Source organism: Bradyrhizobium sp., assembly GCF_016462955.1.
Classification (GTDB): Bacteria; Pseudomonadota; Alphaproteobacteria; order Rhizobiales; family Xanthobacteraceae; genus Bradyrhizobium.
The window spans coordinates 1-20735 of record NZ_JAEMSD010000065.1; the positions used below are offsets into that span (position 1 = coordinate 1).

19 protein-coding genes are annotated in these 20735 nt (G+C 63.7%); 16 read left to right on the plus strand and 3 right to left on the minus strand.

The window, feature by feature from the left end; all coding sequences use genetic code 11:
* Positions 1-765 (minus strand): undecaprenyl-diphosphate phosphatase (locus tag JHD07_RS09890; protein WP_291621499.1); only part of this gene is annotated, 765 nt, incomplete at its 3' end.
* Between the two features lie 66 nt (positions 766-831).
* Positions 832-3354: a heavy metal translocating P-type ATPase gene (locus tag JHD07_RS09895; RefSeq protein ID WP_291552512.1), complete on the minus strand. Its 2523-nt coding sequence runs from the start codon at positions 3352-3354 to the stop codon at positions 832-834.
* Positions 3355-3421: 67 nt separating this feature from the next.
* Between JHD07_RS09895 and JHD07_RS09900 the strand changes: the two genes are divergently transcribed.
* The 16 genes from JHD07_RS09900 (at position 3422) to JHD07_RS09975 (ending at position 19445) form a co-directional block, all read left to right on the plus strand.
* Positions 3422-3841 carry a helix-turn-helix domain-containing protein gene (locus JHD07_RS09900; protein WP_054435807.1) on the plus strand — a complete coding sequence of 140 codons (420 nt, stop codon included), beginning with the start codon at positions 3422-3424 and terminating at the stop codon, positions 3839-3841.
* Between the two features lie 193 nt (positions 3842-4034).
* Positions 4035-5939, plus strand: a complete 1905-nt coding sequence (locus JHD07_RS09905; protein ID WP_231635649.1) for a cytochrome c/FTR1 family iron permease — start codon at positions 4035-4037, stop codon at positions 5937-5939.
* A 349-nt stretch (positions 5940-6288) separates the two neighbouring features.
* Positions 6289-6522, plus strand: a complete 234-nt coding sequence (locus tag JHD07_RS09910) for a hypothetical protein (RefSeq protein ID WP_054435809.1) — start codon at positions 6289-6291, stop codon at positions 6520-6522.
* Positions 6523-6587: 65 nt separating this feature from the next.
* The gene (locus tag JHD07_RS09915) at positions 6588-7946 is read left to right on the plus strand and encodes a TolC family protein (protein WP_031290466.1); all 1359 of its coding nucleotides are present in this window, start codon (positions 6588-6590) and stop codon (positions 7944-7946) included.
* The gene (locus JHD07_RS09920) at positions 7946-9109 is read left to right on the plus strand and encodes an efflux RND transporter periplasmic adaptor subunit (RefSeq protein ID WP_021243425.1); all 1164 of its coding nucleotides are present in this window, start codon (positions 7946-7948) and stop codon (positions 9107-9109) included. The genes JHD07_RS09915 and JHD07_RS09920 overlap by 1 nt, the downstream gene beginning before the upstream one ends.
* Before the next feature lie 3 nt (positions 9110-9112).
* Positions 9113-12367: a CusA/CzcA family heavy metal efflux RND transporter gene (locus tag JHD07_RS09925; protein ID WP_008828957.1), complete on the plus strand. Its 3255-nt coding sequence runs from the start codon at positions 9113-9115 to the stop codon at positions 12365-12367.
* A complete protein-coding gene (locus tag JHD07_RS09930; protein WP_054435813.1) occupies positions 12367-12714 on the plus strand; it encodes a DUF190 domain-containing protein in 348 nt (115 codons plus the stop codon). The genes JHD07_RS09925 and JHD07_RS09930 overlap by 1 nt, the downstream gene beginning before the upstream one ends.
* 147 nt (positions 12715-12861) lie before the next feature.
* Positions 12862-13362: an SRPBCC family protein gene (locus tag JHD07_RS09935; RefSeq protein WP_008828955.1), complete on the plus strand. Its 501-nt coding sequence runs from the start codon at positions 12862-12864 to the stop codon at positions 13360-13362.
* Between the two features lie 31 nt (positions 13363-13393).
* Entirely contained in the window at positions 13394-13696 is a 303-nt protein-coding gene (locus tag JHD07_RS09940) for a zf-TFIIB domain-containing protein (RefSeq protein WP_082370184.1), read from the plus strand.
* 374 nt (positions 13697-14070) lie between these two features.
* Positions 14071-14253 (plus strand): hypothetical protein, encoded by a 183-nt coding sequence (locus JHD07_RS09945; protein WP_291621500.1) that lies wholly within the window; start codon positions 14071-14073, stop codon positions 14251-14253.
* Positions 14253-14708: an MgtC/SapB family protein gene (locus JHD07_RS09950; protein WP_037518306.1), complete on the plus strand. Its 456-nt coding sequence runs from the start codon at positions 14253-14255 to the stop codon at positions 14706-14708. Before JHD07_RS09945 ends, JHD07_RS09950 begins: the two co-directional genes overlap by 1 nt.
* Complete coding sequence (locus tag JHD07_RS09955) at positions 14705-15190, plus strand: hypothetical protein (RefSeq protein ID WP_291621501.1); 486 nt, start codon at positions 14705-14707, stop codon at positions 15188-15190. The genes JHD07_RS09950 and JHD07_RS09955 overlap by 4 nt, the downstream gene beginning before the upstream one ends.
* Positions 15178-15588 carry a hypothetical protein gene (locus tag JHD07_RS09960; RefSeq protein WP_291621502.1) on the plus strand — a complete coding sequence of 137 codons (411 nt, stop codon included), beginning with the start codon at positions 15178-15180 and terminating at the stop codon, positions 15586-15588. The genes JHD07_RS09955 and JHD07_RS09960 overlap by 13 nt, the downstream gene beginning before the upstream one ends.
* Positions 15589-15619: 31 nt before the next feature.
* Positions 15620-16303 (plus strand): ZIP family metal transporter, encoded by a 684-nt coding sequence (locus tag JHD07_RS09965; protein ID WP_008828949.1) that lies wholly within the window; start codon positions 15620-15622, stop codon positions 16301-16303.
* The gene (locus tag JHD07_RS09970; RefSeq protein WP_008828948.1) at positions 16300-16905 is read left to right on the plus strand and encodes a cation transporter; all 606 of its coding nucleotides are present in this window, start codon (positions 16300-16302) and stop codon (positions 16903-16905) included. The genes JHD07_RS09965 and JHD07_RS09970 overlap by 4 nt, the downstream gene beginning before the upstream one ends.
* The gene (locus JHD07_RS09975) at positions 16905-19445 is read left to right on the plus strand and encodes a heavy metal translocating P-type ATPase (protein WP_291552489.1); all 2541 of its coding nucleotides are present in this window, start codon (positions 16905-16907) and stop codon (positions 19443-19445) included. The genes JHD07_RS09970 and JHD07_RS09975 overlap by 1 nt, the downstream gene beginning before the upstream one ends.
* Before the next feature lie 502 nt (positions 19446-19947).
* On the opposite strand, the gene JHD07_RS09980 is transcribed toward JHD07_RS09975, so the two are convergent.
* The coding region (locus JHD07_RS09980) for a zinc ribbon domain-containing protein (protein ID WP_291621503.1) at positions 19948-20735 on the minus strand (788 nt) is incomplete at its 5' end.

Sequence of the window (20735 nt, forward strand, 5' to 3'; positions counted from 1 at the left end):
CGATATGGCTGCATAGCCCAATGAAAACTGCCTCCTGAAAACCCGGGGCGCTTCAGACCAGCCATGCATATCGAGATGAGTCTTATGCAGCTCCCATATTTCCTTTGATCCCGCGAGAGCGATCGCTGGAATGCCCAACAGGAACGAGAAACGGGCTGCTTCCTCGCGTTTGAATCCGAGCGCGAGCGCGGCAGTGAGCGTTGATCCAGAGCGCGATGCGCCTGGAATGAGGGCACCGACCTGCGCAAGCCCGACGAGCAATGTGTCAACTAGCGATGCCTTCTCAACGCTGCGGCTGTGGCGCGCCAGAAGCTCGGTGAGACCCATCAGCACCGCCATCGCGATGCAGGCCCAGCCAATCACGGGAAAGGCGCGAAAGGGGGAGTTGCATGTATTGAGGCTGTTGGACAGCAGAGCACCCGCCAGCACGATCGGGACTGTCGCAAGAGCGATCCCGATCGCCAGACGGAGATCGGGATCGGCGAACTGTCGATGGCCGATGGCCGACACGGAACCGACCACCAAGCGGCGAACGTCCTGCCAGAAATAGCTGATCACGGCGGCGAGCGCGGCGAGCTGCATCGTGGCCGAAAAAGCCGAGCCGGGATCTCGCCATCCCAACAGGGCGGGCACGACGCGCATATGGGCGGTCGACGAAATCGGCAGAAGTTCGGTGATACCTTGCACAACGCCCAATATGGCGACCTTGGCATACCCCAGTGTCACGAAGCCCGTGTCGACGCCCGCGGCACATTGTCCGGTCATGTCAGTGCAGTCCTATTGGGTGGTGGGTGAGCCTAAATTGTTGCTTCGCTGCCCGGGGTAACCGGATTATTGAACCCGCTCGCCACGACCGACAAGACGCATGCCATTGAGCACGACCAGGAGGGATGCGCCCACATCCGCTGCAATCGCGCCCCAGAGCGACGCCATGCCAAGCAGCGTCAGGCCTGCGAAAACGAGCTTTATCGCCAGCGAGAAGCCGATGTTCTGCCGGATGACGGCGAGCGTCGCCCTCGAATGCCGAATGAGCCACGGCAGGCGAGAGAGATCGTCCTGCATCAGCGCGATATCTGCTGTTTCGATCGCCGCGTCGCTGCCAATCGCGCCCATTGCGATACCGAGGCCCGAGCGCGCCATCGCCGGAGCGTCATTGACGCCGTCGCCGACCATGGCGACGAGGCCGTGCTGTGCTACCAGCCTTTCTATCGCCTCGACCTTTTGTTCCGGAAGCAGCTCGGCGTGAACTTCATCAATGCCGGTGTCGCGCCCGATGGCCTGGGCAGGCGCGCGACTGTCTCCGGTGAGCATGACGATCTGCGCGATGCCAAGTTCATGCAGCTGCGCGACGACCTGCCTTGCCTCGGGACGCACGGCGTCACCGACCGCAATCAATCCGACGACTGACGCCGCTTCACCGACAATGATCCCGGTCAGTCCAGCTACGGCTATCCGATGCAATTGGAGGGTGAGCGCATCATCGCGAGCGCCCCCAAGACGCTCTCCAAGATAGCCCGGCGATCCGACCCAGGCCTCTCGACCGCCGATCGTGCCAACGACGCCTTTGCCGGGCAACGCCGTCACGGCTTTTGCAGGGACCACGTCAACGCCGCGTCCTGCTGCGGCGTCGAGGATCGCACGCGCAATAGGGTGCTCGCTTCGCGCTTCGATGGCGGCGGCAATCGCCAAGAGTTCTAGCTCGTCCCGGCCGCCAAGCGGGACCAGCTCGACAACCTTGGGACGTCCAAGCGTGAGCGTGCCCGTCTTGTCCATCGCGATCGCGGTGATGCGGGCAGGCATTTCTAGATGGATGCCTCCCTTGACCAGCACGCCCTGCTTGGCCGCGCCGGTCAGTCCCGCGACGATGCTGACGGGGGTCGAGATGACCAAGGCGCAAGGGCAGGCTATGACGAGCAGAACCAGCGCCTGATAAAACCAGGCAGCCCAACTGCCCCCGAGCAGAAGCGGCGGCACAAGGAATACTGCCAGCGCGAGCAGCATCACAACCGGCGTGTAGATCCGCGCGAAGCGCTCCACCCACTGTTCGGTCGGCGCACGCTTGCTCTGCGCTTCACCGACCATGTGCACGATACGGGCGAGCGTTGTGTCCGAGGCCGGCCGCGTCGTTACGATCTCGATCGCGCCCATGCCGTTGATGGTCCCGGCAAAGACCGTTGCGCCATGCGTGACGGTGACGGGGACGCTCTCGCCCGTAATCGGCGCCTGATCGACCGCGCTCGTTCCCGCAACCACACGCCCGTCGAGCGGAATCTTGCCGCCGGGCGGAACGATCACCTGCGTACCGACCGCGACGTCAGCGACCGGCACATCCTTCTCGACGCCTGCGGCATCCCGTATCCGGGCGGTGTCGGGCGCGATGTCCATGAGTGCGGCGACGGCGCGGCGGGCACGTCCGAGGCTCCACGCTTCGAGAGCGAGAGCGAGGGCGAAGAAGAATGCGACCGTCGCCGCTTCGAACCATTGCCCGATGCCCAAGGCGCCTGCCACCGCGACGATCATGAGCAGGTTCATGTCTGGCCGGAGCCGTCGCGCGGCAAGGATCGCCTTTGGGGCGACGTACCGAACCGCCGAGAGGATCGCCAGCGAATAGGCGAGCATGGCGAGGAGCGGGGGATGGGTCTCACGCGCCAGACTCTCGTGGAGCACCGCAGCGAGGCCGCTCGCGCGGACATGGATCGCAAAGCCCGTCGCGACCAACACGCCGCTCCCGATCGTCAGCGCGGCCTGGATGCGGCGCCGACGCTGCTCGCCTTGCGCACCGGCACTGTTCTTGCCGTCTTTCCAGAGTTCGGCGCGCATGCCGGCGCGCTCGACCGCCTTCAATATTCCGGCATGATGTACAGCGTCCGAAGTACCCACGACGGACATGCGGCCATTGATAAGATCAAACGACAGGTTTCCCAACCCAACGACCGGCCCGACTTCGCGCTTGAGAACTGCGACTTCGTCACCGCAGTCCATGCCGTGGATTTTGAAGATGACACTATCCGGACGGTCGGGAAGCGTCTGTTGGGCAGGCACCGGTTCGCCCGAGCAGCTGCTGCAACTGTCGGCCTCTGCTTTATCCTCGGTGAACGCATCCGCGGTGATCAATTCGGCTATCATCCCGGTGGTTGATACGGCCTCAATCACTGCCTCCACCCCGATGCCTGAGTCGACGTCGACATCAAGGAAACCGTGCTTTGGCTGGAACGACAGACGCTGCTCGTCTCCGATAAGGGGTACGAGAACCTCCTTGATGAGTCGAACCTCATTCTGGCAGTCGAGCCCGCGGACCTTGAAGCGCCACCAGCGGTCCATCGCTAAAGCGCGTGCGTCGGTTTGCTCGATCATATCGTCACCTCGACTCTTCGAAATGACATCCTCTATAAAGCCTGAAGTCACTAGAGGGTCAAACGATATGTCCGTCGAGCTACTCAGCATCGGAAAGCTCGCCACCGCGACCGGAACGAAGGTAGAGACAATTCGCTACTATGAGAGTGTGGGCTTGCTTGCCCCGCCGGGTCGGACCAAGGGCAATTATCGGGCCTACTCTGCGCAGCATCTCGCACGGCTCAGCTTCATCCGCCGCGCCCGCGCGCTGGGTTTCTCAATCGGCCAGGTCCAGGAGCTTCTCAAGCTCGCTGACCAGAAGGGCATCTCGTGCAAGGCTGTGGACACGATCGCCCGCGATCATCTTGCCGAGATCGACCGAAAGCTTCGGGATCTGAATACGCTACGCTCGGAATTGAGCAGCGTGATCGTCCAGTGTGGGCACGGCACCATTTCGGAATGCCGCATCATTGAAACCCTGGCGCCGGATTCTGCCGCGGGCGGTTAGGAGGGGGCGGCAGGCTCAGATTTGCTTTTGCGGTTAGCTGCGTTAATGCAAACAAGTCGCAAAAACTGCTTGACCCTCTAGCTGCTAGAGGGTCTAAAAGAAGCGGATGTTTACGTCCTCGAGCAGCCTCTGCCTTTTGTCGATCTGCGGGCGAGCACCCTCACTCCACCGATGGGTGTTCCGCGTATTGACGGTGCTTGCTGCTGCGTCCTGCGCATTGGGCGCAAGCGCCATCGCCCAAGCCGAAACAGTTGACGTCCAGACCGCATGGCGGCTGCTCGACTACATGGCAGTCGATTACGGTGGCGCGGTCTCCGGCGGAAAGGTCAAGAGCGCGTCCGAATATAGCGAAATGACCGAGTTTGCAGCGTCGGTCTCCGCGCGTCTCGCGACGCTGCCGCCAACACCCGAGCGCAGCAGGCTCATCGATCGTGCGGTACGGCTTCAGGCGGTTGTTGCCGCCAAGGGCTCACCGAACCAGGTTGCCGACCTTGCCCATGGTCTCGCCGCCGATCTGCTCAAGGCCTATCCGGTCCCGCTTGCTCCAGCCAAGGCGCCCGATTTCGCTCGTGGTGCGACGCTCTTCGCCCAGAATTGCGCGAGCTGCCACGGTGCGGCCGGCGACGGTCGCGGCCCGAACGCCGCCAAGCTCGCCACCCCGCCAATCGCGTTCACCGACGTTGCTCGCGCCCGCCAGCGCAGCCCCTTCGCGCTCTATCAGGTGATTGACCAGGGCATCGACGGCACCGCGATGCAAAGCTTCTCATCGCTGCCATCCGATGATCGCTGGGCGCTTGCCTTCTATGCTGGACATTTCGCCTTTTCCGATGCCGCCGCTAAGGAAGGCGAACGGCTCTGGAAAGCCGATCCTAGCCTTCGCCAGCGGATTCCCGATCTGACCGCGTTGGCCGGGATGACTCCGGCGATCCTCGCCAAAGACGTGGGAGCAGACAAGGCCGATACGGTCATTGCTTATTTGCGCCGCCACCCGGAAGTGGTCGTTCAGCAGGCATCCGGCTCCCTTGATGTGGCACGCGCGAAGCTTGGACAGAGCCTTGCGGCCTATCGCGCGGGCGACCGCCACAGTGCGCAGGAGCTGGCTCTATCGGCCTATCTCGACGGATTCGAACCGCTCGAACCGATGCTGACCGCGCGTGACGCAACGCTCATGGGGCATATCGAAAGCGCCATGGGCGAATTTCGGGCCTCGCTCCAGCAAGGTCGACCCGCCGACGAGATAGCGAGCCGTGTTCAGGTGCTCGATGGCTTGTTCGACGACGCCGATGCAGCCTTGTCCCCGGACGCGGCGAGCAGCGCTTCGACCTTTCTGGGCGCGTTCACCATCCTGCTGCGCGAGGGGCTCGAAGCTCTGCTGATCGTCGTTGCGATGATCGCCTTCCTTCGCAAGGCCGAGCGACCCGAGGTGCTGCCCTATGTTCATGGCGGTTGGATCGGCGCGCTGGCGGCGGGCGGCCTGACCTGGGCGGTAGCAACCTATGCGATCGGGATCAGTGGCGCGAGCCGGGAGTTGACCGAAGGCTTTGGATCGCTGTTCGCGGGCATCGTCCTGCTCTCCGTGGGTATCTGGATGCACGGCAAGGCGCAGGCGGACCAATGGCAGCGCTACATCCGCGAAAAAATGTCGCACGCACTGTCACGGCAATCGGCTTGGTTCCTGTTCGGCCTGGCCTTCATTGTCGTCTATCGCGAGGTGTTCGAGACCATCCTGTTTTATGCCGCGCTCTGGACCCAGGGTAATGGCGGGGTCATGCTGGCTGGCGCTGGCTCGGCGGTCCTGCTGCTCGGCTTCATTGCCTGGGGGATGCTGCGCTACAGTCGCGACCTGCCGATCGCGAAGTTCTTCGCCTACAGCGCGTGGCTGATGGCGCTTCTCACGATCGTACTCGCCGGCAAGGGTGTGTCGGCGCTGCAGGAAGCCGGCATAATCGACATTGCGCCGCTCGCGGGCGGAATTCGGGTCTCGGTGCTCGGCATCTTCCCGACCGTGCAGTCGATGGGTGCCCAGTTGCTAATGCTCGTCGCGGTGGCTGGCGGGTTCGCTCTCAACCGGCGCCGTGCCGTCGTTGCAACCACCTGATGAAGATCGGACCAGGACCCGATATTCGTCTTGACCCTCTAGTGGCTAGAGGGTGCATAAGGCTTCTCATGATGCTTGCACGCGTGGATAATCATGGTCTGTAGTAGCTGCCAGTCGGATGCGCCGGCGGCGCCCGATCCGCGATGGCACCGGGTGCTGCGGATCGCTCTCGCGATCAATCTTGTGATGTCGGGTCTATCCCGTTGTCGTCTTTCCTGTTAGTTCGTTCTCCGTGCGACGCCTACTTAACATCCTTGCATATTTGACGATCGCCCTCTCCTTGGGGACGACGGCGACGGCACATGTGCTGGAACGGCCGGATATAAGCGTTTCATCGCAAGAAATAGGCGTGAGCGAAGTTGCCATGGGCCATGCGCCCGGCGATGCCGATCAGGTGCCCTCCGACGGTGACAAAGGGTATCCTCACCATCATGGCGGCTGCCACGGCGATCACGTTGCAGCGCCGATCAAGATCTCCAATGCCGCACTCATGCACGACCTTCGGCTCGCGCCCATCTTCGCAAGCCCCTCCATGCGGCCGCTTTCAACTGCCGATCCCGCGCTAAGGCCGCCCCAAGCCTGACAATCCGCTGACCCCGCCAGCCATTGCTGCGCGGGGCGAACTCGGTTCGTCAGGAGTCACCATCTATGTATCGTACAATCGCGGCCTTCATGGTCGCGGCGACCTTGGCCAGTACGGCCGGGGCGCAGACAGCACCGTCGCTCGGCATTCCAGCGACGCCCTCTTCATCACAAGCGGCAGATGCGTTCTCGCTCGAGAACGCTCTGGCTGCGGGCGGTATGCCATCAGTCCCATCGGCCGTCGTCAGCAACGGTTTGGCATCGGGGGCGGGGGGTAACGGTCCTGCGCCCCTGCCATCGGTCGCGGCGGCTACGGCCGGCGTCGATGCCGCGACCGCAGCCCGGCGCGTTGCCGGGCTACGCCCCAACCCCGAGTTTCAGGCTCAGGTCGAGAACGTGGCCGGCACTGGCGTTTATAAAGGCCTGCGAAGTTCCGAAACGACAGTGGGTGTGGCGCTCCCGCTGGAGTTGGGCGGCAAGCGGCCGGCGCGTGTCGCGCTCGCAACGGCGCGGCTCACCCGTGCTCAAGTTCAGGCTGAAATCGCGCGAGCGGATCTCCGGCTGCGGATTACGCAGCTCTATATCGAGGCCGCCGCCGCGGAGCGCCGCGCCGAAGTGCTGAGCGAACAGGCCGGGATTGCCAACAATGCTTTCCGGGTCTCAAGCGAGCGTGTGAAGGCTGGCGACGTCGGCCCGATCGAACAACAGCGTGCCGACGTGCTTCGCATCAATGCGCAGGTCGCGGCCGACAGCGCCGCCCGCCAGGCACAGGCGGCGCGGGCCAACCTTGAGACATTGTTGTCGGCACCGGTGACGGGGCCGCTCGATCGCGCGTGGTTCGAGAGGATCGATGGCTACGGACCGCCACGGCCGATCGAGGTCGAAGGGACGTTGGCCCTGGCGGCGGCGGAGGCCGACGTGCGTACCGCCGATGCTCAAGTGCGCGTCGCGAGGTCGCTGCGCGTGCCCGACCTGACCGTCAGCACCTTCGCCCGCCGATTGGAGGCGAGCAACGACACCGCCGCGATGGTGGGTATCTCTTTCCCGATCCCAGTGTTCAACAACGGCAGCGCGTTCGTGGCGCAGTCGCGATCGGAGCAGACGCAGGCGATCGCGCTGCGCAACCTTGCTGTGATCGATACCCGCCAGCAAATCGCCAGCGCGCAAACCGAAGTGGCGAACGCCGCTGCGACCGCGCGGGCGGCAGGTGGACCGGGGCTGGCGGCGGCACAGGAAGCCGCCCGCATCGCGCGGATCGGCTGGACGCAGGGCAAGTTCGACCAGATCGCGCTCCTCGATGCCGAGCGCACGCTCTCACAGACCCGCCAGACCTACGTCGATGCGCTCGCCGCGTACCACGACGCGCAGGCTCGGCTTGACCGGCTCACGACGCCGGCCCCCATGATTTCCGGAGAAGATCGATGATGAACGATAAGCGCCTCCTGGGCGGTGCGGCGGCTGTCGCGATCGTTGCCGCACTTGGCGGCTTCGGGATCGCACGCTGGACCGCGAGCGAACCTGCCGCGACCGAAGCGGCAAGCAGCAACGCCGCTGCCCCGGCAGAAGAGGAAAAGACCCCCGACACGGTGGCGATGACCGAGCAGGCGGTCCAGCAGGCCGGCATCGCCACAGAGACAATCAATCCCGGCGGGCTCGGCGCGGAAATCGTCGCGCAGGCGATGGTCAGCGCATCGCTGCAAGGCGAGGCGATCGTGACCGCCCGCGCAGCCGGCGCGGTGACGCGGCTGATGAAGCGCCTCGGTGATCCGGTGCGCGCCGGTGAGACGTTGGCTATCGTCGAGAGCCGAGACGCGGCACAGTTTGCCGCCGATCGCACTGCTGCCGCTGCCAAATCGACCTTGGCGCAAAAGGCGCTCGCCCGAGAGCAGTACCTATACCGCCAGAAGGTCTCGGCACGAGTCGAGCTGGAACAGGCGGAGGCGGAAGCCGCTTCGGCCGCGGCCGAAGCGCGCCGCGCGAGTGTCGCGGCAGGCGCGGCGCGCGTGACCTCGGATGGTCGCGGTGTGGCGGTCTCGAGCCCGATTTCAGGCCGTGTCACCTCGGAGAATGTCAGTCTAGGCGCGTTCGTCCAGCCTGAAACCGAGCTGATGCGCGTCGCTGATGCGTCGAAGATTCAGATCGAGGCGGCGGTCGGTCCTACGGACGCACAGCGGCTCACTCCAGGCGATCGGGCTATCATCGAGCTGCCCGACGGGCGAACGGCGGAGGCGCGAGTACGCGCCGTCACGCCGGGACTCGCCAACGACACGCGCTCGGCGACCGCCGTTCTCGACGTGTCGGGCAGTCTTCAGCCCGGCCTCGCGGTGCGGGTGAGGCTGCTGCCGAGCCGTGGCAGCACGTCCAACGCGATCGTGGTGCCGGAGGATGCGGTGCAGACGCTCGAAGGGCGCGACATCGTGTTCGTGCGGACCGCGAAGGGCTTCCGCGCGCAGACCGTCACGATCGGTCAGCGCAGCAATGGTCGCGTCGAGATCTTGAAGGGCCTCGTTGGCGGCGCCCAAGTCGCGACCAAGAACGCATTTCTGCTCAAGGCCGAACTCGGCAAGGGCGCGGGCGAGGAAGAATAGACCATGATAGCCAACCTTATGGCGCTCTCCGTCCGCGCCCGCTGGACGGTCCTTGCCTTGTTCCTCGTCATCGCCGGGCTCGGCGTGTGGCAGCTCTCCAAGCTGCCGATTGACGCGGTGCCCGACATCACCACGAAGCAGGTTCAGATCAACACGGTCGACCCGCGGCTCTCGCCGGTCGAGATCGAGAAACTCGTAACCTACCCGGTTGAAATCGCGCTCGCCGGCATTCCCGGACTCGAGACGACGCGCTCGATCTCGCGAAACGGCTTCAGCCAGGTGAGTGCGATCTTCACCGACGATACCGACCTCTATTTCGCGCGTCAGCAGGTCGGTGAACGGCTGCGCCAGGCGACAGAAAACCTCCCGGACGGCGTGCAGCCGCAGGTCGGACCGGTGTCGACCGGACTTGGCGAGATTGTCATGTACACGGTTGGCTATGCCAACCCGGACGGCAAGGGCGCAAAAAAAGTCGCCGGCCAACCCGGCTGGCAGCCTGATGGCAGCTATCTGACACCCGAGGGCGAGCGGCTAACTGATGCAGTGGCCAAAGCAAGCTACCTGCGCACCGTTCAGGATTGGATTATCGGCCCTCAACTTCGATCGGTTAAAGGCATTGCCGGGGTCGATTCGATTGGCGGTTATGCCAAGACCTTCGTGGTCGAGCCGGATCCGACGAAGCTCGCCAGTTTCGGTGTCTCGTACAGCGAGCTTGGCCAGGCTCTCGAAAACGCCAATCTCGCGGTCGGCGCGAATTACTATAATCGCGGGGGCGAAGCCTATCTCGTGCGCGTCGACTCACGCGTGCGGACTGTTGATGAAATCCGCAATGCTGTCGCGGCGACGCGAGGCGGAACGCCAATTACCATCGGCCAGATCGCGAACGTTCGCGTTGGTGGCGATTTGCGGACGGGTGCCGGAAGCATGAACGGCCGGGAGGCGGTCATCGGCACTGTGCTGATGTTGATCGGCCAGAACAGCCGCGTCGTGGCTGAATCGGCGACTGCCAAGCTCGACCAGGTAGCAAAGACGCTGCCACCGGGTATCGAGGTGAAGGTGGTGCTGAACCGCGCCGCGTTGGTCGGGGCCACGGTGGCGACGGTTCAGCGCAACCTGACGGAAGGCGCAATCCTCGTTGCAGCATCGTTGTTTCTGCTGCTCGGCAACTGGCGCGCGGCGGTGATCGCGACGCTAGTGATTCCGTTCTCGTTTCTGATGATGGCGATGGGGATGAACGCCTTCAAAGTCCCTGGCAACCTGATGAGCCTCGGCGCGCTCGACTTCGGTCTGATTGTCGACGGCGCGGTCATCATCATCGAAAACTGCCTCGCCAGATTGGCGCATCGACAGGAACATGAAGGCCGACTGCTCTCCCTGCGCGAACGGCTCGAGGAGACGATGCGGGCCGCGCAGGAGATGATTAAGCCGACCGTCTTCGGTCAGGCGATCATCCTGCTCGCCTTCGCGCCACTGCTCACCTTCACCGGCACCGAAGGCAAGACGTTCTCGCCGATGGCGATTACGATCATGCTCGCTCTGGTGGCGGCATTCGTCCTGGCGATTACGCTGGTGCCGGCGCTGGTGGCGATCATGATACGTGGCAAAGTCGCGGAAAAGGACGTTTGGCTGATCCGGAAGTCCAAGGACCGCTACCTGCCGTTGCTGGACAAAGCGATCGCGCGCCCGTGGCCGTTCATCCTCGGCGGGCTTGCCTTTTTCCTGGCGGCAATTCCCGCATTTGGCCTGCTGGGCTCCGAGTTTATTCCCCAGCTCGACGAGAAAAATCTCGCCTTCGCATCAACGCGCGTGCCCTCGGTCAGCCTCGATCAGTCGCTGGCGATGGAACGCAAGGTCGAGGAGGCGGTGATAAAGGTTCCGGAAGTCGCCTTGATGTTTTCCAAGACCGGCACAGCGGAAGTGGCCAGCGACCCAATGCCGCCGAACGTATCCGACGGCTTTGTGATTCTGAAGGAAAAGGAAGAGTGGGCCGCCGGCACAAGCAAAGCTGACGTGGTCGCGAAGATTGAGAAAGCGACCGGAGGGCTGCTCGGGAATCTTTACGAGGTCAGCCAGCCTATCCAGCTTCGCTTCAACGAATTGATCGCCGGTGTCCGCGGCGATGTCGCGATCAAGCTCTACGGTGACGATCTCGACAAGATGGCGCTGACCGCCAACGAAATGGTGCGGGTGCTTCAGACCATACCCGGTGCGGCCAGCGTCAAGGCCGAGCAGGTTGGTGGTGCGCCAGCGCTGGATGTAAGGCTCGACCGCGCCGCCATAGCGCGGCTAGGTCTTACAGTGCGCGACGTTGCGGACACGGTTGCGGCAGGGCTCGGCGGCCGTGAGTCGGGGCTCGTGTACGAGGGCGATCGGCGGTTCGATGTCACCGTGCGCGTACCTGAAGCGACGCGCGCAAACCTTGACGACATCCGGACGCTGCCGGTGCTGCTGCCAGAAGTCGAGGGACGGCCGCGTGCCCAGGTGCCGCTTGCGCAAGTGGCGCAAATCCGGCTGACGGAAGGCCTGAATCAGATCAGCCGGGAAAACGGCAAGCGTCGTGTGGTCGTCCAGGTCAATCTCGGTGGCCGCGATGCGGGTTCATTCGTCCAGGAAGCGCAAGCGAAGATCGCACAGGTCAAGTTGCCTGCCGGTTACTACCTCGAATGGGGCGGTCAGTTCGAGAACTTAGCCGCGGCATCGAAGCGCCTGTCGATCGTCGTGCCGCTGTGCTTCCTGGTCATATTCGGGTTGCTATACATGGCGCTCGGCGGGTTCGGCAGAGCAGCGTCAGTGTTTTTGGCGGTGCCGCTGGGGCTGGCGGGCGGTGTGTTCACGTTGCTGCTGACCGGCATCAACTTTTCGGTGTCGGCGGCGGTCGGGTTCATCTGCCTTGCCGGCGTGGCGGTGCTGAACGGTCTTGTAGTTATGTCCGCGATCCGGGAACGCATCGAAGCTGGGCTGCCGGTAGCGGAGGCAATCCGCCACGGTATGGCTGAGAAGATGCGGGCGGTCATCATGACCGGGTTCGTTCCAGCGATCGGCTTCGTGCCGATGGCGCTCGCCCACGGCACCGGCGCGGAGGTGCAGAAGCCGCTCGCCGTCACCGTGATCGGCGGTCTCGTCGCCGCCACCATCCTGACACTGCTGGTGCTGCCGGCGATCGCGAAAGTGATCCTCGGGCGGACCGATCGTCAAAATGAGCAAGAGGCGAACACGCCGCATGGCGAGGAACCCGCCCCGCTGAAAGGAGAAGCATGATGGGAGAACCGGTTCGGAAACTGCTGCGCATCTATACGGATGAAGCGGCCTATATCGGCGATCGCAAGGTCTTCGAATATGTGGCCTCGTTGGCGCGCGATCAAAAGATGGCAGGCCTGACGGTGCTTGAGGCGCTGATAGGCTTCGGGGCATCGGCGCACGTCCACCGACGCCATGTGCTTGAGAGTGATCGGGCAGTGGTGATCGAAATCGTCGATTTCGAGGACGCTTTGCGCGCGTTCGTCGCCGGTCTGAGTGACGTGCCCGACATTGGTCTAATGACGCTCGAAGCCGTCGAGGTCATCGGCGGCAAGGCAAGCCAGGCCCTGGAAAGCCCGAGCCGATGAACTTCGGTCCGGCAAGCGCGGGGGTCGGCGGCGTGCGATCCCCTGAAGGCTCGCCATCTCCCCTCAATCGCCCGTTTGGTCGGGAAGGAGGCCGCTTTTGCGCGGCCTCCGGCTTGGCCGCGCCTTGGTCGGACAGGACAGGCTACCATGAAGGAAGAAACCACATTCGATTTCAATATGTCAGCGCTGCGGGTCTGGTCGTTGCTGTCCGATTTGAAAGGCTATGCGCGCTGGCACCCGATCTATCGCATCGCGGGCGAGGCGGAGCGGGGTGCCGAAATGGACATTACCTGGCTGCTCTTCAAAGGCGATCGCAAGATGACGACGCAGATGATCATCAACAGGCTAATAAAGCCCGAACTGATTGGATGGCAGATGGGCGTGCGGGGGTTTCTGACCTTCGACGAACGTTACGAGATCGAGCCAATCGCGAACGGCGTCTGCGTGCGCCATTCGGTCGAGTGTCGCGGCGTCATCGGCGGCCTGTTCGGCCGCATGATGCGCAAAGGTCTGCGCCGGACCATGCGGCAACAGGACGCGGCGTTTCTCAATCTTCTGCGGCGGCAATCGCGACTGCCAGGGCGGTCCAATCGCCACAGTCGGCGCCCTATCAAGCCACCGCCTCCTCGCGGCGCTGCGAACGACTGACCGGCCAACATCCCGAAGAAAGGTATCCATCATGGTAGATAGTCGTCCCTCCCAAGGGCTGCTGTGCCCGACGTGCCGCGTCGATCTCGTCATGAGCGAACGGCAGGGCATTGAAATCGACTATTGCCCGCAATGTCGCGGCGTCTGGCTCGATCGCGGCGAACTCGACAAGATCATCGAGCGCAGCGCCGGGGATGAAGGAGTACGGCCGTTGAGCGGCGCTCGTCTCGGAATATCCGACGATCGCGGCCATGGCGATCATGGCGGAAAGCACGGCTACGAGCGGGGCCATAAGGGCCGCCGCAAGGGCTTTCTGAGCGAATTGTTCGACTGACTGCTATGAATCGGCCGCCACACAACGAGTCCTTCGAGTGTCCGTGTGAGAACGGCCCGCGCCATGGGCGTGCCCCCTGTAGCGCCCATGGCGATAGATCGTGGAAAGACGGGGAAATAGCGGCTCGGCGCCTTCGGAGCGGCCCAGTTCGGGGGATCATCCTCGCGACCGGGCTTGCTCTGGCGCCGGGTCTGGTCGGCTGCTCGCCAGCCACCAACAAGAGCGAGGCCGAAGCGTCGCGTGATCGCGAGCTGCCCAACTTCATCGGCGAGCATTTCTACGCCTGTCCTGATGGGTCGCGCCTCGATGTCGACTTCCTCGGCGATGGCCTGACCCTAGACATAAAGACTCGACCGAACGCCGCTCCGGAACGGGTGACATCGCCGGCAAGCGGGCGGACCTATGTCGGCCGGAACCTCAATGTGTCGATCTCAGGCGGCGACCGGATCACGCTCAAGCGCCCCGGCGCGCCGGCCTTGGCCTGCAACAGGGTGCTGGCCTATCAGGATTCAGCGGACGGGATAGCGAGCGGCCAGGCCGAAGGATCGGCCGCATGATGACGATCTCGTCATGGGAGGAGTCGCTTTCCCATATCGTCAGTCTCGCGCTGGCCTATGCGTTGGCGCTTCCGGTTGGCTGGAACCGGGAGAAGGATGAACGCAGCGCCGGCATCCGGACCTTTCCGCTGGTCGCCATCGCCAGTTGCGGGTTCGTACTCGTAGGTATCGCCATTCTCGGACGCACGTCTCCTGCCCAAGCTCGCCTGCTTGAAGGATTGATTACCGGCGTCGGCTTCATTGGCGGCGGCGCCATATTGAAGCACGCCGGAAAAGCGTCCGGAACCGCGACCGCTGCGAGCCTCTGGGCGACGGGGGCACTGGGCGCCGCGGTCGGCTATGGTCTTTACGACATCGCTGTGATCCTCAGCCTGACCACCTTCCTGACGCTGCACTTCTCTCATCCACTGAAGCGCGCCTCCCAGGATCGCGCCGAGCCGGCTGATCGACAATGAGGCACAATCGTCCCTCCGAAACGCGCGCGACGCGGCGGGTGCCCAAGAGGGGCGGGCAATTCGGGCCGGTGTCGCCGCGCCCAAGCGACGACCGTCGTTCGCGTTTGGAGCGGTGGGCGTCTCTGCTCGAACGCGATCCGCACCGGCTTATCGCGCTGCTGCGTCCGTCATGGGCAGCGGGCGACGACATCGCCCCGATGGCGGCGAGCCCAAGTGCCGTCGATCTGGCCTGGGTCGATCCGGTGTTTCGCGTGACGGGTCTTGCGGGACGCTCTCGGGCCGACGTGAAAGCGTTTTTCCAGCTTTCGGATGCCGAGTTGGACCGGATCGCGGCGGGGTCCCGGCGCGTCCCGCTGCGGCCTGCCTGGCAGGTCGCGGCGCGCATCCGCAACGTCGCCGATCCGCGCCCTGAAAAACTGATCCTGATCGGCGTCATGCTCATGATCGTCAGTGTCGTCGGAGCTGCCCAATGGCTTGGATGAATAGGCTTTTCCCGGAAGCGGCTGTGACGCCGGTTTGGTTTGGGTTCGCCGGCATAGCCCTCGTGCTGGCGTCGTCGGGCTGTTCGGAACAGCCTCGCAAGGCGAAACCCACCGAACAGGAAATCCACGCCGGGGACAGCGGGGATGCCAGCGGCATCCCTGGTCGCCACCCCTATCGGTGCGACGACGATCGCCCGCTCCTCGTCGACTTCAAGAATGAGGGCCTGACGCTCGAGCTGCGCCGCGACGGGAACGCTGCGCCGGTTGTCCTGACCGCGCATGCGGCCGGGCTTCAATATGTCGGCGACACGATGAGCGCGATGTTCTCGGGCAACGAACTCAAGATCGAGGAAGGGGACAAGCCCCCCGTCTTGTGCAGGAAGGATACGAGCTTGTGACCAATCCACCCGGCACAGAGGGGCGCTAACGATGGCGGCGCTCAAATTTTCCCTGATCCCGATGATCGCGATCATGATCGGCGCGCTGATCGCCGGATGGCGCACCCCCGGCGAGAAGCTGGTGGCGGCGATGCAGCATCTCGCGGCCGGCGTGGTGTTCGCCGCTGCTGCGACGGAGATCCTGCCGCTGGTGATGCACGGCGGTTCTCCGACCGCGACGCTGATCGGTGGGGCGCTGGGCGTCGCCGTAATGCTCGGGCTCAAGGCGGCGGAAAGCCGATGGGAAGGGCCGGTGGCACTTCTCGCCGCAATCGGACTCGATCTGGCGATAGACGGCTTGGTTCTCGGCCTCGCTTTCATTGCCGGCGAGAAGGCGGGCACGCTGCTGGCCGTCGCGCTGACCCTCGAAGTGCTGTTCCTGGCCCTGACCCTCACCAACGATCTGGCGGGCCGGTATCGCAAGGCGAAGGCGATCGGACTGACCTGCGCGCTGGCAGTGCTGGTGCCGATCGGCGCTCTGGTCGCGCAGCCGGTAGCGCTGCTGTCGCCGATATGGATCACCGGCTTCCTGAGCTTCGGCCTGATGGCGCTGCTTTATCTCGTTACCGAAGAGCTGCTGGTCGAGGCGCACGAGAAGCCGGACTCGCCGCTTATCAGCGCGATGTTCTTCGTCGGCTTCCTCATCCTCCTGCTGATCGAGGAAATCATGGCATGACGGCTTCACCAGACGCAAAGGTCTCAGCTGAGCGGCGCACACTCTGGATCGTGCTGCTGCTCAACGCGGCGATCGCCGCGGGCTTCTTCATGACGGGCCTGATCGGCGATTCCAGCGCACTCATCGCCAACGGCGTCGACAACCTGTCGGACACCGCGGTCTATGCGCTGAGCCTTATTGCGCTCAGCCACGGGCCGACGTGGAAGACGCGGGCCGCAACCGTGTCGGGCGTCATGCTGCTGATCTTCGCCGTCGGCATCCTGATCGACGTCGGCCGCCGCTATGTCCAGGGCAGCGATCCGATCGGCCCGACGATGATGGTGATGTCGGCCATCGCCGGCGTCGTGAACTATGTTTGCCTGCGCCTGCTCCAGAAGCTCAAGCAGCCCGATGTGAACCTGCGTGCCGCAACCACGTTCAGTTTCAACGACTTCATCTCCAACGGCGGCATCCTGATCGCGGGCGCGCTGGTGCTTTGGCTTGGGACGAATTGGCCCGATCTGCTGGTGGGCCTGGCTACTGCTCTTATCGCGATCAAGGGCGGCATCGAAATCCTGCGTGATGCGCAGGCAGAAACCAAGACCAACGCGGAGACGGCGTGATGACCGAAAAGCTCGAACTCGATATCCCCGTCCTGCTGCCGGAGGTTCCCGATGCGGCCGATGCTTGTGTCGGGCGTCTCGTCTCGACGCTGAGCGCCAAGCCCGGCGTCGAGCGCGCGCATGTCCTGCCTGCCGATGGCGAGACGCCGGCGAAGCTCTGCATTCATTTCGACGGGACGGCGCTTCCGCTGCCGCGTGTGCGCGAGATGGTGCGGGCGGCGGGCGCCGATATCAGCGGGCGATACGGCCATGCGACATGGCAAGTCGAGGGGATCGGGCACGAGCGCCGCGCCCGCACCGTCGGCGAGACTCTGTGCCAGGTGCCCGGCGTGCTGCAGGCGGACGCCAGCGCCTCGGGCAGCGTGCGGGTCGAATATGACAAGGAGCGCGTCGACGAGGCGACGATCGTCGCGGCGCTGGGCAAGCTCAAGGTCAAGCCGGGCAAGCGGACTGGCTCCGATCATGCCGGCGATCATGCTGGAGACGATCACGGCGCGGGCGACCATGCCGGGCACGATCACGGGCCTGGCGGTCATGCCGAAGGCGCAGAAAAGCACGGACCGGGCGATGGCCACGATCACGCCCACGCCAATTTCCTCGGCCCAAATACCGAGCTGATCTTCGCGCTCGCCTGCGGCGCGCTGCTAGCGATCGGCTTCGCGATCGAGAAGCTGGTTGCGGGCGCCGCCGACTGGCTGCCGACCGCCTTCTATGTCGGCGCCTATATGTTCGGCGGCTTCTTCACGCTGCGCGAGGCGATCGACAATCTAAAGCTCAAGAAATTCGAGATCGATACGCTGATGCTCGTCGCGGCCGCCGGCGCCGCGGCGCTCGGTGCCTGGGCAGAAGGCGCGCTGCTGCTGTTCCTGTTCAGCCTCGGCCATGCGCTTGAGCATTATGCGATGGGTCGCGCGAAGCGCGCGATCGAGGCGCTGGCCGAACTCGCGCCCGACAAGGCGACGGTGCGCCGTGACGGGCAGACGAGGGAGATTCCCGTCGAGGAGCTGGTGGTCGGCGACATCGTGGTCGTGCGCCCGAATGAACGCCTGCCCGCCGACGGCTTCGTCATCAAGGGGTCGAGCGCGATCAACCAGGCCCCCGTCACCGGCGAGAGCATTCCGGTCGACAAGGAGCCGGTCGCCGATGTCGAGGCGGCGCGCGCGAAGCCCGATGCGGTCGAGGCGACGTCGCGGGTGTTCGCCGGCACGATCAATGGCGGCGCGGCGATCGAGATCGAGGTGACGCGACGTTCCAACGAAAGCGCGCTCGCCAAGGTCGTGAAGATGGTGAGCGAAGCGGAGACGCAGAAGTCGCCGACGCAGCGCTTCACCGATCGGTTTGAGCGTGTCTTCGTGCCGGCGGTGCTGGCCCTGTCGTTCATCCTGCTGTTCGCGTGGGTCGTCGTCGACGAGCCGTTTCGCGACAGCTTCTATCGCGCGATGGCGGTGCTGGTTGCGGCCAGCCCCTGCGCGCTGGCGATCGCTACCCCCAGCGCGGTGCTGTCCGGCGTCGCGCGCGCGGCACGCGCCGGCGTGCTGGTTAAGGGTGGTGCCCCACTGGAAAACCTCGGCTCGCTCAAGGCGATTGCGTTCGACAAGACGGGGACGTTGACCGAAGGGCGGCCCCGCATCACCGATGTCGTGCCCGTCGATGGCGCGAGCGAAGAGGATTTGTTGGCGCTCGCTATCGCGGTCGAGGGATTGAGCGATCACCCGCTGGCGCAGGCGATCGTGAAGGATGGACGCGAGCGCTTGGGTGACCGCGAGCTGCCGACCGCGACCGATCTCAAGAGCCTGACTGGACGCGGCGTTACCGCGACCGTCGATGGCGAGACGGTGTGGATCGGCAAGGCCGAGATGTTCGGCAAGGAGGGTATCCCTACACTGAACGCGGCCGCGACCGACGCCATCGCAACACTGCGCGAGGGCGGGCGCACGACGATGGTAGTGCGCAAGGGCGACAAGGACATCGGCGCCATCGGGCTGATGGATACGCCACGCGAAGCGGCCAAGGTTGCGCTCAAGCGGCTCCGCGAGATGGGCATCACCCGGATGATCATGATCTCGGGCGACCATCAGAAGGTGGCCAACGCCATCGCCAAGGACGTTGGCCTCGACGAGGCTTGGGGAGACCTGATGCCGGAGGATAAGGTTGCCTCGATCAAGAAGCTCGCCGGCGAAGACAAGGTTGCGATGGTCGGGGATGGCGTCAACGATGCGCCGGCGATGGCGAGCGCTACGGTCGGCATCGCGATGGGCGCCGCCGGCTCAGACGTGGCGCTGGAGACGGCGGACGTCGCGCTGATGGCCGACGATCTCGCACACCTGCCGTTCGCGGTTGGCCTAAGCCGCCACACCCGCGGCATCATCCGGCAGAATGTGTTCGTCAGCCTCGGCGTCGTCGCGTTCCTCGTGCCTGCGACGATCTTGGGGCTGGGCATCGGCCCGGCGGTCGCGATGCACGAAGGCTCGACGCTGCTGGTCGTGTTCAATGCGCTGCGGCTGCTCGCCTACCGCGATCCGGCGAAGCAAACGGCATAGCGCCAAGTTGCTACTATGCTTGGATCGTCAGCGACGGAACGGCGGCTCATGGCAGCGATGATGCTCCAATGGGCTCCTGAGCTTGCAAAGCATATTGCAATGCCACCCGGGTTAGCCACGGACCTACATAGACTAAAACATTTAGACCGATAATAATAGGTATGTTAAATTGTTTAGGAGCGTGCCCTGTATGGTGACGACATCACATTTCGGAACAATGTAGATGTTCGAATTCCCGGCACCTTTCGCCCAAGGGGATTTGAGTGAATGGAAATCTACCGGCGAGGCGTCACGACAATGTCTATGGGTCAATCGCTTGATAATTTCGGCCACCAAGTTTTTTTGGGGAAAAGGGCAGATCGAAACTTATCAATCGCGTAGCCGTCACAAGCAAACACAGCATGCATCGATGGGGACCGTGCGCGGGCCGCGGAACGGTCTGTGGAATAAGTGTTCACAGTAATGTAAAACTTTGAATAATATTAAAAATATGGAACTTCCATCATATACGTGAGGATATTGGATGTCGGCTTCGGTTGTATCGCCCTCCCGCAACCATCTGAAATTGCGATATCCCACCGGGGATCGCAGCCTTCGAAGACCCCGCCCTTGAGGCGGGTTTTTTGCGTTGTACGGCGATCGACAGGATGCCCGCGAGATCGCCGCGCACGTCGATCTTCAGTTCGCCGCCTTCAGGCACCAATGTGATCGCGTCGATGAGCGAACGGATGACCTCAGCCGCCTCGAACCGCTTATTCTCGTCGTCATGCTCCAGCGCTCGATATAGATTATCGAGCTGAGTCCGATAATGGTGGGCCATGTTGGGATGGAGCAGGGGAGGGGGCTCCTGGGCCCGGGAGAGGTCGCGTTCCAGTTCCTTCTTGCGTGCTTCCAGCCCAACCATTTTGGCGTTGATCTTGTCAGCCGCGCCACCGCGCAGGATCAGGTTCACAAGCATATCCAGATCCCGGTCGATCTTTTTGATTTCTGCCTGTGCGGTGGCTATGGCCGCGCCTGCATCGCCCCTTAGCCGATTGGTCTCACGTGTGAACTCGTCGCAAAATTCGGCAAACAGGGCGGGATCCATCAGATGATGGCGAAGAGCATGAAGTACGCGCTCTTCGAGACGATCGCGTCGGATATTGAGGCGGTTGTCACAGGTGCCTTTGTTCCGTGCTGCCGAGCAGCCCAGCATCATCGCTGAAATCATTGAATATCCGCCGCCGCAGCAACCACATTGCAACAGGCCGGACAGGAGATATTTCTGGCGGCGGCGATCGCGGAAGTTTG